Origin of the sequence: Ottowia thiooxydans DSM 14619, assembly GCF_000422885.1 — a bacterium.
Classification (GTDB): domain Bacteria; phylum Pseudomonadota; class Gammaproteobacteria; order Burkholderiales; family Burkholderiaceae_C; genus Ottowia; species Ottowia thiooxydans.
This window is the reverse complement of record NZ_KE383942.1, coordinates 534,153-548,203: the sequence shown is the minus strand read 5'-3', so window position 1 is coordinate 548,203 and position 14,051 is coordinate 534,153. Positions and strand designations below refer to the sequence as shown.

The 14,051-nt window shown below is 58.1% G+C and carries 11 protein-coding genes; 6 read left to right on the top strand and 5 right to left on the bottom strand.

The features are described 5' to 3' along the window. Positions 1-8: 8 nt before the first annotated feature. The 3 genes from G518_RS0128975 to G518_RS37510 all read right to left on the bottom strand — a co-directional run bounded on the left by G518_RS0128975 (position 9) and on the right by G518_RS37510 (position 4,634). On the bottom strand, positions 9-2,507 hold the full coding sequence (locus G518_RS0128975) for a TonB-dependent siderophore receptor (protein WP_084652374.1): 2,499 nt from the start codon (positions 2,505-2,507) through the stop codon (positions 9-11). A gap of 421 nt (positions 2,508-2,928) precedes the next feature. Next, entirely contained in the window at positions 2,929-4,011 is a 1,083-nt protein-coding gene (locus tag G518_RS0128965; protein WP_028605455.1) for a FecR family protein, read from the bottom strand. After that, entirely contained in the window at positions 4,008-4,634 is a 627-nt protein-coding gene (locus G518_RS37510) for an RNA polymerase sigma factor (protein WP_169458023.1), read from the bottom strand. Before G518_RS37510 ends, G518_RS0128965 begins: the two co-directional genes overlap by 4 nt. A gap of 465 nt (positions 4,635-5,099) precedes the next feature. Here G518_RS37510 and G518_RS0128955 point away from each other — a divergent pair, with 465 nt between their 5' ends. The 6 genes from G518_RS0128955 to G518_RS0128930 all read left to right on the top strand — a co-directional run bounded on the left by G518_RS0128955 (position 5,100) and on the right by G518_RS0128930 (position 12,063). Next, a complete protein-coding gene (locus G518_RS0128955) occupies positions 5,100-5,606 on the top strand; it encodes a sigma-70 family RNA polymerase sigma factor (protein ID WP_028605454.1) in 507 nt (168 codons plus the stop codon). Between the two features lie 11 nt (positions 5,607-5,617). Continuing rightward, on the top strand, positions 5,618-6,652 hold the full coding sequence (locus G518_RS0128950) for a FecR domain-containing protein (RefSeq protein WP_051237518.1): 1,035 nt from the start codon (positions 5,618-5,620) through the stop codon (positions 6,650-6,652). A 103-nt stretch (positions 6,653-6,755) separates the two neighbouring features. Beyond that, positions 6,756-9,233: a TonB-dependent receptor gene (locus G518_RS0128945; RefSeq protein ID WP_028605452.1), complete on the top strand. Its 2,478-nt coding sequence runs from the start codon at positions 6,756-6,758 to the stop codon at positions 9,231-9,233. A 13-nt stretch (positions 9,234-9,246) separates the two neighbouring features. Further along, positions 9,247-10,431, top strand: coding sequence for a PepSY-associated TM helix domain-containing protein (locus G518_RS0128940; RefSeq protein ID WP_028605451.1), 1,185 nt, complete (start codon positions 9,247-9,249; stop codon positions 10,429-10,431). Beyond that, positions 10,428-10,616, top strand: a complete 189-nt coding sequence (locus G518_RS37505; RefSeq protein ID WP_051237517.1) for a hypothetical protein — start codon at positions 10,428-10,430, stop codon at positions 10,614-10,616. The genes G518_RS0128940 and G518_RS37505 overlap by 4 nt, the downstream gene beginning before the upstream one ends. 121 nt (positions 10,617-10,737) lie before the next feature. Continuing rightward, positions 10,738-12,063 carry an NAD(P)/FAD-dependent oxidoreductase gene (locus G518_RS0128930; RefSeq protein ID WP_028605450.1) on the top strand — a complete coding sequence of 442 codons (1,326 nt, stop codon included), beginning with the start codon at positions 10,738-10,740 and terminating at the stop codon, positions 12,061-12,063. A 31-nt stretch (positions 12,064-12,094) separates the two neighbouring features. On the opposite strand, the gene G518_RS0128925 is transcribed toward G518_RS0128930, so the two are convergent. After that, complete coding sequence (locus G518_RS0128925) at positions 12,095-12,730, bottom strand: DUF924 family protein (RefSeq protein WP_028605449.1); 636 nt, start codon at positions 12,728-12,730, stop codon at positions 12,095-12,097. Positions 12,731-12,803: 73 nt separating this feature from the next. After that, a complete protein-coding gene (locus G518_RS0128920) occupies positions 12,804-13,772 on the bottom strand; it encodes a hypothetical protein (protein WP_245598156.1) in 969 nt (322 codons plus the stop codon). Positions 13,773-14,051: the final 279 nt, after the last annotated feature.

Genomic DNA, 14,051 nt, shown 5'->3' with positions numbered 1-14,051 from the left:
TCTTGCCTTCAGAACACATAGCGGAAATTGACCGCAATGTGGCGAGGTGCGCCGTAGATGTTTTCCAGCTTGGTGCTGTAGCTTCCAACGGAATCGTAGTAGCGGCGATCGAACAAGTTGTTGATGTTGATGCCCACCTCTGCCTGCCGATTGATCTGGTACTTGGCCATGATGCCCACCACGGCATAGGCCTTCTGCTGGATGTAGAAGTCTTCCGTCCTGGTAAACACCTTGCTCTGCACTCGCACGCTACCGCCCAAAGTCCAGCCCGAGCCCGGAATGCGATAGGTGGTGTAGGCGCGCAGGATATGGTTGGGCGCGTAGCTCAAGTAGGGCATGCCGCTTTGATCGCCAGTGCGGTACTCGCTCTTCACATAGGTGTAGCCCGCGCCGATCTGCCAACCCTTGGCCAGCTCGCCATTGACCCCCAGATCGATCCCCTTGCTGACCACCAGCCCTGCGGCTGTGTAGCAATTTCCCTTGCAGATGTTGCCTTCATCGAATGGAACGCTGGGATCTACCTCGGCGAGATTGGTTTGCTCCAACTTGAAAACGGCAGCTGATAGGTTCAACCGCTTTTGCATGAACTCGCCTTTGACGCCCAGCTCAAAATTCCGGCCAACTACGGGCTTGACCGTGGAACCTTGCGCAGTGCGGCTGCTTTGCGGCTTGAAGATGTCCGAATAGCTCGCGTACAGCGAATAGCTCTGGTTAATGTCATAGACGAGGCCCGTGTAGGGCGTGAAGACAGCGTCCTCTTTCTGATCACGAACGCCTTCCGCCTTGAACTCATACCAACTCACACGGCCACCCAAAATCCACTTGAGTGAGTTTGTGAGATTCAGGCGGGCCACGCCATACATGGCCTGTTGCTGGGTCGTATCGCCAGTGGTCCAGTCTGGAAACTCCCCAACTGGGCGCGTGACGCTGGTGCGGTCAAAGTTGTTGATATTGATGTCGTTTCGCACGTAGTCGGTCATGCGATTGCGGTAATTGAGCTTGGAGGCCGACGCACCGAACGCCAGTTCATGCGTGCGCCCAAACATCTCTAGCGGCCCGGTGAGATAGGCATCAAAGACATTCGCATCAGTCTCTCGTTGCTGCAGAGCGCTGAAGATCCGCAAGCCGGCGCCCGTGCCCACGTTCAAAGTTCCACCGAGATTGCTCGGCACGTTGTCTACATCCGTCCTGGCATGCGTGAAGGCAGCCCTCAGACGCCAGTTGCCCGCCAGGCGCTGGTCGAGATTGAACGTGTAGTTGACGTTTTTTCGTGTGCTGTCGCCATTGGAAACGCCAAAGAAGCTCGAACGCGGCAGCCCCAGATCTGAGCCATCAGGCGCCATGGGCACGCCGTAATGGTTGTTGAACTTGTTCCTCTGATAGGTGACGCTGGCTGCCAGCATGGTTGTGTCAGAGAGGTCGGCTTCAACGATGCCGTAGATACCTTCGCGGTTGTCGAAGACGTAGTCGGTAAAGGAATCCCTGTGGTCCGTGAAGGCAACGACCCTGCCGCGAATCTTGCCGGACTTGATCAGCGGTGCGGAGATGTCACCCACCAGGCGTCTTTTGTTCCAGGAGCCAAACTGCGCTTCTGCATGCGCCTGAAACTGCTCTGTGGGGCGCTTGCGCACCAGATTGATCGTGCCGCCAGGTTCGCCTGCGCCGCTGGTTAACCCCGCAGCCCCTTGCAGTATCTCCACGCGGTCAAGAAAGGCACTGTCAGGCGATGGGCTGAAGTTGTCCTCACCAATGCCCAAAGGGTTGGGCATGCCATCGTACTGGGATTGGAGGCGGAATCCGCGGCTGAAGTACTGCGCGCCATCGCCTCCTTGCCGTTGGATGAAGATGGTGCTTGTGCTCTCAAGCGCTTCCTCGACGCTGTCCAGTGAGAAGTCCTCCATCTTCTGGCGCGTTACTACCGTCAGTGTCTGGGGCGTCTCGCGGGGAGACAACGCCAACTTGGTTGCCGTATTGGTGGAGCGCGCAGTATAAGACCCTGTGGCTTCAGAAATGCCGCTGCGGTCGATCGGAGCCGTCACCTTCACTTCCGCAAGCGCAGCGCTCGAAGATGCAGGCGCTAACGCAACCGGCGCAGATGGCGTCAGCTTGAGTGAGAACGCACCTGTCCTCGCAGTAGCGATCTCCAGGCCGGTGCCGGCCAGCAGCCGCTCTAATGCCTCCCGGGGTGTATACCTGCCAGACACCGCCGTCGCTTGCCGCCCCACCACCAGGCTTTCATCAAACAGCACCTGGTGTTGGGTCTGCCGCCCGAACTCACGCAAGGCCCCCAACAAAGGTTGCGCTGTGATGTTCAATTGCGCCCGGCTCTCCTGCGCACCGGATGCTGGCTGTGCTTGTGCAGCTTGCGGTGCCGCGATAGCCGCCAAGGCGCCGGCAACCAACAAGGCCATCAAGGAAGGCGTTGGCCTGCCAGTCACCCCAACTCTCAAATTCCTCATCAACCCTCGCGAGGCGGGGGAGCCCTTCCATTGTTCTTGCATTGCCATGCCTGCGTTCTTTCCGTTGCCGCTAATGCGCGTATGCGCATGTCGAATGACACTTCTTGCGGGCAGGTTGCTTCAGGTGCGCATGAGCGCACCCGGCAGAGAAAATTTTCAGACCGAATAGCTTCAAAAACACTAACCCATTCACGCCGAGCTCAGCGTGAACGGTGTTGATCTATTGAACGCAATCGTGCATGAGGCACCCTGCAGCCAACCTGCGCACGAAGCGCACCGCTTGATTGGGACCGTTGGCTAGGGCGAAGGAAATGCCTTCAACTCCGCGGCTGGCAGCCGGAGGTTGGATGAAATTCCACCCTCTGAATAGGTAGACGGGAATTACCGGAAACATGGAACCCAGGTGTCTCCGAAATTTGAAACAAAAAGAAACAGATCCAGAGCTATCGTTGACGGACGCAAAGCCTCATCAGCGTGGAGTCAAGCGCCAACTGCCATCGCCCAGACGCTCCGCACGCACGGGTGCAACATCCGGCAAGGATTGAATGAAGTTCTCAGGCGTTTTCACGGCCAGGAGCCCGGAGATGGGTACCGAGCCGAGCGTAGCGTCCGTCACCATGACGGGCCTTCCCAGGTAGCGTGACAACTCCTGCGCCACCTCCGCCAGCGGGGCCCGGCTGAAATGGACCTGCCCACTGCGCCAGTCACCCACGTCTTCTACGGTAGTTGGCAAACTCTGGTATTTGCCGGTAGAGGGGTCTATGCCAACGCCAGATCCCGGTCCCAATACCAGCACTGAAGTACCACGTGCATCGCGATCAGGTTGTACCTCCACACGGCCTTCGCTCACCTTCACAACCAAACTGGGCGGTGCAGCGCGCACGTTGAAGGCGGTGCCGACCACGCGCACCTGGCTGGCGCCGCTATCAACAGTGAAAGGCTTGGACGCATCTGCTGCAACCTGAAAAAACGCCTCGCCCTGGTTGAGCACGGTCTCTCGCCGGTGCCGGTAGTAACGCACCTTAAGCGTACTGTTGATATTGAGCGTGATTTGAGTTCCATCAGGCAGACTCAGCTCGCGGGTTTCACTGGCGCCGGTGGCAGCATCGAGGGAGTAATTGGCAGCGGTGTCCCAGCGATACCAGCCCGCTGCAACGATCACGGCACAGGCCACCGCAAATGCCGGCGCAAATGCGCGGCGGCGCATGCCTGCCTTCCATGATGCATCAGCCGCCCCCCCAAATGCTCCGTGAACTGCAGGCGCAGTGGCTGACTCGAGGGGTGCAGGCCGCGCCGGTGTCGAAGCGGCGGTCGGCTGGCGCGCATAGACTTCCGGTTTATAGGCCTTGAGCTGGTCCGCCTGCAGCCAAGTGCTCGCCAGGCCATCCATGATCTCGCGATGCAAGGGATCGGCATCCAGCCAGACATTCATCTCCACCTCGTCCGCACGGCGCCAGCCTACCTGCTGCCGGCGAACATACCAGTCAGCTGCGATGGTGTGCAGCTTCAGAACGGATGCGGGTGTCTGGCCCGTGGGGATGGGCTTCATCATGGTTGGCTCCCACCGGGAGAGGTTTCAGTTTCTTCTTCGTTCTCTGCACCGGCCTCCTGGGTATGCAACTGCCGCATTTGCTCAATGCTGACATACATCACGCGCGCCTGGCAGTATGCCAAGCCCCTGCTGAGGTGCTTGACGGCCATGCGCGTAGAGATGCCCATCAGCAACGCGGTCTCCTGCACCGTGTGGCCTTCAATACGGTGAAGCATGAACGCTTCGCGCTGGCGCGTGGGCAATTCTTCCAACGCCTGGTCAAGCCGGGCAATAAGTTGGTGGCGCTCCGCCTGATCCAGGGTGGAATCTCCAGCTCCCTGGACGGCGACTTCCTGATGTTGAACTTCTAGCGAGACCACTTGGATCTCTTCTCGCTCCGCGCTCTTGCGCCACCCATCGATGGCGATGTTGCGCGCGGTCGTGCGCAGATACCGTTGCTCATCCCCCTCTGGCAAAGTTTTACCCGCTGCAGCCATACGGACGAAAACTTCCTGCGCGCCATCTTCAGCCTCTGCGGGTGTACCGAAATAGCGGCGCAGCATACGCGTGAGGGGACCACGCCAGCGTTGATAGAGCTTGGCCAGTTGTTCATCTGCGCTACCAGCGCCGACAGGGCTTTCCATAGAGCGATTCGCTCCTGGCAGAGGCTCGCGCTTCAAGACTGCACCCTCACCTGAGGAGCCAATTCCCGCTCCGCCACGCACTCCTCGCACAAAGCAGTGCCCCTGCGCCTTTCGCAGTGAAGGCGCATCTTGCCTGGGAAACGCCCAGGTGACGAAGAACAGAACGGAGAGATAAGCACGTATGACACCGAAGGCCATTAATCCGGAATGGCAGAGCCCCGTGCGTCGGGTAAGGACTAGGCTGGCCTGGCTACGTGCGGATGTCGAATGGCTGACAAACTGAGTGCGATTGTATCGGGTACCTCCGAGGGGAACGCCTGCCTAGGCAACTTTGCACCTACGGCGGAGGGCGGGGCCTCACCCGCCTCACGTAGTCTGAGTGCTGCCTTGATCGAATGATCTAGAATTGATATTGATTCTTATTTCGATCCACATTCTGCTTCTTGCCTATAGCTTGCACGGTCCATGTCTACGCTGGAAACCGCATCCCCTAATAGCGTTGAGTCGCTCTATCGCAACCACCATGGCTGGCTGCAGGGATGGCTACGAGGAAAACTGGGCAGCGCATTCGACGCCGCCGATCTCGCACACGATACATTCTTGCGCATCCTGCTAGACAGCAACGCACAGGCTATTCGTGAGCCGCGGAGCTATCTTGCTACGGTGGCGGGCCGGGTTGTGGTGGATCATTACCGGCGGCAAGCGCTGGAGCGCGCCTATCTGGATGCCTTGTCGCACTGGCCCGCTCAGCAAGCCTTGTCCGCTGAAGAGCGCGCCATCTTGCTGGAGACGCTCTACGAGATAGATGCCATGCTCGAAGGACTCGGCAGCCGAATCAAACAAGTTTTCATACTGTCGCAATTTGAAGGTTTGACCTATGCACAGATTGCCGAGCAGTTGGGCATGAGCTTGCGCACCGTCAACAAGTACATGACGCAGGCCGTGACACATATCTGCCTCCTGGAACCCTAACCTCATTTGATATGAGTGCGGCCAGCCCTTTGCGACGCTTCCCCTCTTCACCTTCGGCACGCACGACGGCTGAAGTGCGGGCGATCGAGGAGGCCGCTGCGTGGTACGTGCGCCTGAGTTCAGGAAGCGCCACCGACGACGACCAGCGCGGATGGGAAAACTGGCGTGCAGAACAGCCGCACAATCGCTTCGCCTGGGAACGCGTGGAGGCCATGCACCGCCGAATCAGCCTGGTGCCGGGTACGCTGGCAGCCCCAGCCCTGACCGCCGCCGTGCAATCAGAGATGAGTACGCGCCGAACCATGCTGCGCAGCGCTGTCGGGGGGCTGGGCATAACCGCCTTGGCCTGGTGGGGCTGGCAACAGCCTTCCCGCCGGGAATGGATGGCCAGCCTGCGCACGAACATCGGTGAACAGCGTGACGTGAAGCTGAGCGATGGCTCTCAGCTCGTGCTTAACACTGGGACTTCCGTTGACACAGTGTTCACGAATTCGGAGCGGCGGCTGGTGTTGCTTGCCGGCGAGATTCTGGTTCAAACCACACCGGACCCCGAAGCCATGACACTCGGGGGCGCACGGCCTTTCCTGGTCGAGACGGCCCACGGGCGCATCCGCGCACTAGGCACTCGCTTTCTTGTACGCACCAATGCTGACGAATCCCGAGTCACCGTTCTGGAAAAAGCCGTAGAAGTGCGCACCATAACTGAAAACGCTTCGGGTGTTCCGGTTGTGCTTCACGCTGGCCAGCAACTGCGCTTTACCCGCGATGGCTTCGGTACGGGCGTCGCGCCTGCCGATCCAGTGGCTGACGCCTGGCAACAGGGAAGCATCATCGCCAATGACATGCCGCTTGGGCAACTCCTGACTGAGCTGGGTCGCTACCGCCCTGGCATGCTGGGTTGCGACCCGGGCATTGCGAGTCTGCTGGTATCCGGCGTTTTTCCGGTTCCGGACACGGATCGAGCACTTTCGGTATTGGCGACGGGGCTCAAGTTGCGCGTCGAAACCCGTACCCGTTATTGGGTGCGGGTCATGCCTGGTGGCTAGACACTAGAAAAAAATAATTTCTTCAGCCCGTGCACTTTTGACGTGGCTCATACGACCTCCCTTCTGAAAGCGCTGCACATGCGCTCAAAACCTGAGGGAATACATGACTGCCGCTCGATCAAACTCGCTTAGCGCCTCGTCCAAGGACGCCTTGTTCCTGGTGAACCCCATTGCCTGCGCCACGCACATGTTGTTGTTGGGCGTGCTGGCTACCGCATCGGGGCTGGCCCAGGCTCAGGTCACCGCCCCCATACCCTCGCCGGCGAGCAGTTCCGCTGTGCGCCCTTTCGATATCCCAGCCGGCCCATTGGCCTCTGGCATCACCCGCTTTGCAGCTGCGGCGGGAGTAGCGATTTCATTTGATGCGTCTCAGCTAAGAGACCTTCAATCTTCCGGCGTGAAGGGAAGCTATTCGGTGGACCAAGGTTTCGCCCAGTTGCTTCGCGGAAGCGGCTGGGAGGCTCGGCACCAGGGCAACGGGAACTACACGCTGGGTAGATTGCCTTCATCCGCGCCCCAGTCGACGGACTCCGTATCCACGCTGCCAGCGGTGTTGGTGACCGCACCGCTGCAATCCCCATCGGACCTGCCCAAACCTTACAGTGGTGGGCAGGTCGCCCGCGGCGGGAGTGTAGGGATCTTGGGCAACAAGGACTTCATGGACACGCCTTTCAGCGTGGTGAGCTACACAGCCCAGACCATAGAAGATCAGCAAGCCCGGACCTTGGCGGATGTGGCAGACAACAATCCCGCGTTTCGCTTTATCTATCCGGACAATGATGTCTCGACGGACTTCACCGCTCGGGGCAACAAAGTTAAATCGCTTGATGTCGCGTACGGTGGGCTCTACGGCCTGACATCGCCCGGTGTAGAGGCATTGGAGCGAATTGAGGTCATCACAGGTGCCAACGCTTTGCTCAACGGGTTGGGGCCCATTGGCGGCGTTGGCGGGAGCATCAACATGGTTCCCAAGCGTGCGCTGAGTACACCCTTGACCCGTGTAGCCACAGGCTTTGTGTCCGATTCTCAACTGGGAGTGCATGCCGACATCAGCCGGCGATTTGGTGAAGATAACCGTTGGGGCGTGCGCTTCAACGGGGCCTATAGCGATGGCAAAACTGCGATTGACGGCCAGTCCAAGAAGGTCACCATGGGTGCGCTCGCGCTCGACTACAGCGGAGACAAGGTTCGGCTATCTGCTGATCTGGGATATCGCCAAAACGATGCCAAGTCGCCATCGCGCACGGCTTATCTGACGGCAGGGTTCGCTATCCCCAAGCCACCCAGTTCAGGAAAAAGCTGGCAGCAGCGCTGGTCTTACGAAAATACCGAAGGGCTCATGGGAGCATTGAGAGGCGAAGTCGACATCACCCCAGACGTCACCGCGTTCGCCGCATTGGGCGCGTCCCGCCTGCGAATGGAGGAGCTGTTCGCCAATTCCATTCTCTACGAAGCCAACGGAAATCTTCTTCAGCGGCAGGTGTATTGGCCCGTCTACCGGGACAGCTCCACCGCAGAGACGGGCATACGCGGCCGTCTCGTGACCGAATCTGTGACGCACAACTGGGTAGCAAGCACTTCCGGCCTCTGGGTAAAAAACGGGATCGCACTGAACAACCTGGCCAGTACCTACACCAACATCTACTCGCCCGTTTTTATTGATCAGCCCAGCATCTCAGGCCTTGCTGACGCGTCGAACATACCCAAGACAGGAGCGACGACTGCCTCCGGCATTGCAATCGCAGACACACTGTCGATGATGGATGACAGGTTGCAAGTCACACTGGGACTGCGGCATCAGCGCGTCAAATCCGAGAATTTCAACGGCACAACGGGCGCCACAACCTCCACATACAACAAGTCGGTCACAACGCCTGGCCTGGGTGTTCTCTTCAAAGTTGCGCCCAACGTTGCTCTCTACGCCAACTACATCGAAGGACTTCAGCAGGGCCCGGTGGGGGCGGCCGGCGCCTCCAATGCGGGCCAGATATTTGCGCCCTATGTTTCCAAGCAGCATGAGGCGGGGATCAAGGTCGACTTTGGAGGCTTCGCCACCACGCTTAGTATTTATCAGCTAAAAACCCCCAACGGGTTCACGAATCCCGCTACCCTGATCTATGGCATCAACGGCGAGCAGCGCACACGCGGCGTTGAGTTGAATACCTTCGGTGAAGTCGCGCGAGGTGTTCGCCTACTGGGTGGCGTTGCCTTCGTGAGCGCCAAGCAAACCAAAACAGCAAACGGTACGAACGATGGCAAGCAAGTCACAGGCGCGCCCAAGGTTCAACTGAATCTGGGAGGTGAGTGGGACCTGGAGCAAGTTCCTGGCCTCACCCTTTCGGCCAGGGCCATCCACACCAGCAACCAATACATGGACCTCGCCAATCTGCAATCCATTCCGTCATGGACCAGGTACGACGCTGGCGTGAGATACCGAACCAAGCTGGGCGCCGTACCCACCACGCTTCGATTCAACATACAGAATTTGACCAACAAGAGCTATTGGGCTGCGGCAGTCGATGGCTATCTGATCCAAAGCTCGCCACGCACTTTCCGGCTATCGGCTACCTTCGATTTTTAAGCGTCTGCAGGGCATGGCGTCGGCCGTCAGAATTCGAACGTGGTATCAGGTGCACAAATGGAGCAGCCTGATCTGCACCCTGTTCTTGCTGCTGCTTTGTGTGACCGGGCTGCCGCTGATCTTCAAGGATGAGATCGAGGACTGGTCCAGCGCAAAAGCCGCCAGAACTGACGTGGGAAACGCCCGGGCTGACCTGGATGCCATGGTGGCTTCAGCGCGCGGACCTGATGGCCTATACCCTGGCGAGGTGGTCCGCTGGATCAGTCTGGAAGATGACCGCCCGGAGGTCTGGATTGCGTTGGCTCCGGCCTACTCAGCAAGCCGCACGCTCGACCACGTCATCAAGTTCGACGCCTATTCAGGCCAAACTCTGGCGCAGAGGCCTTCCGCTGCTACCGCAAAACCCACTTTGATCGGCGTCGTGTTCTGGCTCCACAAGGGGCTGCTTGCCGGTGAGGTGGGTGAGCTCTTTCTGGGCGCTATGGGCCTGCTGTTTGTAGTGGCCACCGTGTCGGGAGCGGTGCTGTACGCCCCATTCATGAGAAAGCTGGATTTTGGTTCCATCCGACGCGATAGCCGGCGCTTGCGCTGGCTGGATTTGCACAACTTGTTAGGCATATCGAGTTTGGCCTGGGTGTTTGTGGTCGGTGTAACGGGCGTCTTGAATGAAATCTCCAGCCCCATGTACGAGCGTTGGCGCCAAACCGCCATTCCGGCCTTGCTGCAGCCCTATACGGGCAAGCCTATGCCTACGAAACTCTTTTCCGTACAGAAATCAGCCAATGCGGTTTCTCTCGCGTTGCCAGGGATGAAGATCAGAAGTATTCGCTACCCAGACGCTGAGCTTGGAAGCCCGCACCACTATCTGATCTGGTCCATAGGGGACACGCCGCTGCGATCTCGACTCTTCCAACCCGCCCTTGTAGATGCGGTGACGGGAACGATCTCCAGCATCGGCGAAGTGCCTTGGTATCTGACGGCAGTCCAGCTTGCGCGCCCTCTGCACTTTGGAGACTACGGGGGCATGCCTCTGAAAATCCTGTGGGCAGCCCTGGACATCATCGTCATTGGTGTTCTCGTCAGCGGCCTGTATCTTTGGTTGGCGCGACGCAAAGCAAACGGTGAGCGGATCGCAAGGCTCATACAAGCCCACATCAATACACATGAATCCTCCCTCACCAGGAGAGCCGCAGGATGAGGAGCCTTGACAAGCGCTCACGCCACAGCCTATGGATCGTCTGGCGCATGCCACTCCTGCTAGGCGTGCTCACCGTGTTCGGGCTTCTCTTGGCGCTCCTCGGGGATGGCACATGGCGTTGGGCATCCTGGCTCGCGCTGGCATCTCCCGTACTGGTGGCGGCATGGTTCGGCCTGCGGAGTTGATGACGATGAGAGGGTCATTTCCCGCCGGCCGCCCATAGGCAGATAAACCTGCCAAAGCTGGCAAGGCTGCCTGAAGCGCTACGATATCCGCTTCTAAGCTCCAACAAGAGAATCACGCCCTATGTCCGAGACTGAAAACTGCGACGTTCTGGTGGTGGGTGGCGGCCCCGCCGGCTCGACCATTGCGGCCTTGCTGGCTCGCGAAGGCCGTGATGTGGTCCTGCTTGAAAAAGACCATCACCCGCGGTTCCACATCGGTGAATCGCTTCTGCCGGGCAACGTGGCCTTGTTCGATCAATTGGGGGTGCGTGAAGAGGTCGAAAAAATCGGCATGCCCAAATTTGGCATTGAATTCGTTCGACCAGATCTGAATTACTGCAGCTACGTAGATTTCGCGGAGGGTTGGGACCCAGCCAAAGGTTCTGCCTGGCAGGTTCGCCGCTCAGACCTTGATCAAGTTTTATTCCGCAATGCCGCCAAGGTGGGCGCCAGAACCTTGGAAGGCGCGAAAGTCCGGGAAGTGGACTTCTCCTCAGATGGCGTCAAGGTGCAGGCGGTTCTTGACGATGGAAGCAAGCGCCAATGGCGTGCGCGCTTTCTAGTGGATGCCAGTGGGAGGGACACCCTCCTGGCGAACAAATTCAAGTGCAAAAACAAGAACCCCGATCACAACAGCACCGCCCTCTTTGGACATTTCCGGGGTGTACGAAGGCTGGAAGGCAAGCGCGAAGGCAACATCAGCATCTGCTGGTTCGAACATGGCTGGTTCTGGTTCATTCCGCTGGCTGACGGAACCACCAGCGTGGGTGCCGTTTGCTGGGCGTACTACCTCAAGGCCCGCAATAAGCCCTTGACGGAATACTTCTACGACACGATCGCGCTGTGCCCAGAATTGGCGGACAGGCTGAAAGACGCCACCTTGGTGGACGAGAAAGTGCATGCCACCGGCAATTTCGCGTATTCCAGCACGCATGCCACCGGCGATCAGTACTTGATGATCGGTGATGCCTACACCTTCATCGACCCCATGTTTTCCTCAGGCGTTTTTCTGGCGATGCAGGGCGCTTTCGATGGCGCAAAATTCGTGGAGACGGCGTTGGATCAGCCTGCAGACCTCGCCCTGGCCCGCCAGGCGCTGGAAACACGCATGCGCACGGGCCCGAAAGATTACTCATGGTTCATTTATAGAGCCACGAACCCCACCATTCGTGACATGTTCATGCACCCCAAAAACATGTTCAACATCAAGCAAGGCTTGATGTCGCTCCTGGCTGCTGACCTGCATCACGGCCCGGCTTACCGCCGTTCGCTGTTCATGTTCAAGGTGTTCTATTACCTGATCTCACTACGCTATTTCAAGCGGACCTACGACGGCTGGAAGCGGCACCGCGTCAATATTCGCGATACCGGTCTCTTGCGTGGAGAGACCATCATGAAGGCTGAGTAAACGCACTCGGAGTGTGCGGGCGGGTGCCTGGTTAGAACCCGGCCCCCGGTTGGGCCAGATACTCCACTTCAGCGGGTGTGCTGGCCCTGCCAATAAACGCGTTTCTATGGGGAAACCGCCCGAAGCGACGAATCACGTCGCGGTGACGCTCGGCATAGTCGAGATTGGCTTTAAGGGTGGCGAGCACTGGCGACGGTGCATTTGCGGACTCCGCATCGGCCACCAACTGCTCGAAAACTGCGACGCTTTGGTTTTGCCGTGCAAGATCTTCAGAGTGTTCCAAAGGCAAGTAGGTGAATGGCCGAACCATGAGCGGCAAGGTGCGATCCCAGCCTTCAGCCAACCCGCGGTCGGACCAACGCAAGGCAGAGCTGTCTCCTGAAAAGCTGGCCGGTTGGCCACGATAGACGTTGCGGGTGAACTGATCCAGCACGATCACCAAGGCAAGCCACCCCCAAGGCTCACTAGCCCAGGAATCCAACTCACCTTTAACGGCGGCTTCTATGGTGGCGCCAAAACGTGTGCGTATTTGGGCGTCGAAAGCGTCTGATTTGGTAAACCATTGGCTTTGAATTTGAAGCGACGCGGCGTCGGTAGGCGCAGCAGTGCCGAACCAAAACGCGAGGACATCGGAGGCTGTAGAAAGTGCGGATGGTGAGTTTGTCATGTGTACAGGTTGGTTAAGGTACAGATGGTGTGATGCACAGATTTCGATCTACAGATTGCCCGAAACAGGCAATCTATTTACGAGGCCCTTGCTTCTCAAAAAAAGAAATCAATGGAGGGTCAAACTTCTCGTGATCCAGTTGCCACAGCCCCAAGGGACCGCGCAGAAATGGAATGGAATAAAGGTGGCCATCATCGAATTGATCCCAATACTCTCTTGACTTGGGAAAACGCAGTCTAGGCAAATCAAGGGATTTATCGACAGGCTCCAAGCGCGCAGGCTGCATCAGTTGATAAGCGTAGTCCTGGCTGGGCCCGGAAGCAAGGACTTGATCCACACGTTTGGCGATTGGCAATGCGGCGAGGCCGATCGCGCTGACGAGGAAGGCAGAAAGCACCAAAGATTCACGGGAAGGAACCTGCCCGGAGAGCATCCACCTGTAAGCTCCCAAGGCGCTCACACACCCAATCACCGCCGCGCCTATCAACACGCCGGGGTGAGAAAGAATGCGGAATAATTGTTGATCAGTCACTTCGTAGCGCGAGACAAAGAACGTATCGATGAGCGCGTACGCCAGCAGCCCAAAGAAAAGCACCAGGGCCGCAATGCTGTGCGAGTTTTTCTCCAGCGCAAAGTCTTGGCTTGCTTCCTCAGGCAACTCGAGTTGAGGAAAAATGGCGGAAAAAATGTCTTTCAAGTTTTCCCGGGAAGGCAAGGCGTAGACCCCCGTATCGGCGGCAAACAGCATGTCTCCCTTAGGGGTTCGCAACTGCCCCCAGTACATGTTGCCTGACTTGATGGAGCGGTTGCCTAGCCAGCTAGGTTGGCATTCCGCTTTTCGCATGACAGACTCAAATCTTCGTTTATTGCCACGCCAGTAGCCGCGCACTCGCAACTGAGCGCCCTCATCAATCAGCACACCCTTGGCCTCGAAAGGCTGCCACGTGAGCCAACGTTTAAAGAACGCTGGCCGCGCCAGATTTACTCGCCAGAAACGCACACCCTTCAAGTCGGTGACGAGTTCGTTCTGTAGGCGTTTCATGACGCGCTGGCTCCAAAAGAGATACAGGATCCAGACAAGAACCACGAGATAAGTAATTAGTAACAGCACTCTCTTCTCCTCCACTCAGCCCCCGCCAACCGGCTCCGGGTCGCTTGCGGGCTCATAACAACTTGCTTTCAAGCATGAACGGTATTTTTCGATTGAACGCCAATGGGATAGGCGTCCACGAAAAAAGGCAGCCGTGAGCTGCCTTTTTCTAACTTCCCCTGAATTATCGCTGCCCTGATGACTGTCCAGCTGGCGGCACAATGTGCAACA

Coding starts and splice junctions, on each gene's coding strand:
- G518_RS0128930 (WP_028605450.1), top strand. CDS start 10,738: ATGTCCGAGACTGAAAACTGCGACGTTCTGGTGGTGGGTGGCGGCCCC.
- G518_RS37510 (WP_169458023.1), bottom strand. CDS start 4,634: ATGGAAAGCCCTGTCGGCGCTGGTAGCGCAGATGAACAACTGGCCAAG.
- G518_RS0128920 (WP_245598156.1), bottom strand. CDS start 13,772: ATGAAACGCCTACAGAACGAACTCGTCACCGACTTGAAGGGTGTGCGT.
- G518_RS0128945 (WP_028605452.1), top strand. CDS start 6,756: ATGACTGCCGCTCGATCAAACTCGCTTAGCGCCTCGTCCAAGGACGCC.
- G518_RS0128975 (WP_084652374.1), bottom strand. CDS start 2,507: ATGGCAATGCAAGAACAATGGAAGGGCTCCCCCGCCTCGCGAGGGTTG.
- G518_RS0128950 (WP_051237518.1), top strand. CDS start 5,618: ATGAGTGCGGCCAGCCCTTTGCGACGCTTCCCCTCTTCACCTTCGGCA.
- G518_RS0128940 (WP_028605451.1), top strand. CDS start 9,247: ATGGCGTCGGCCGTCAGAATTCGAACGTGGTATCAGGTGCACAAATGG.
- G518_RS37505 (WP_051237517.1), top strand. CDS start 10,428: ATGAGGAGCCTTGACAAGCGCTCACGCCACAGCCTATGGATCGTCTGG.
- G518_RS0128965 (WP_028605455.1), bottom strand. CDS start 4,011: ATGATGAAGCCCATCCCCACGGGCCAGACACCCGCATCCGTTCTGAAG.
- G518_RS0128925 (WP_028605449.1), bottom strand. CDS start 12,730: ATGACAAACTCACCATCCGCACTTTCTACAGCCTCCGATGTCCTCGCG.
- G518_RS0128955 (WP_028605454.1), top strand. CDS start 5,100: ATGTCTACGCTGGAAACCGCATCCCCTAATAGCGTTGAGTCGCTCTAT.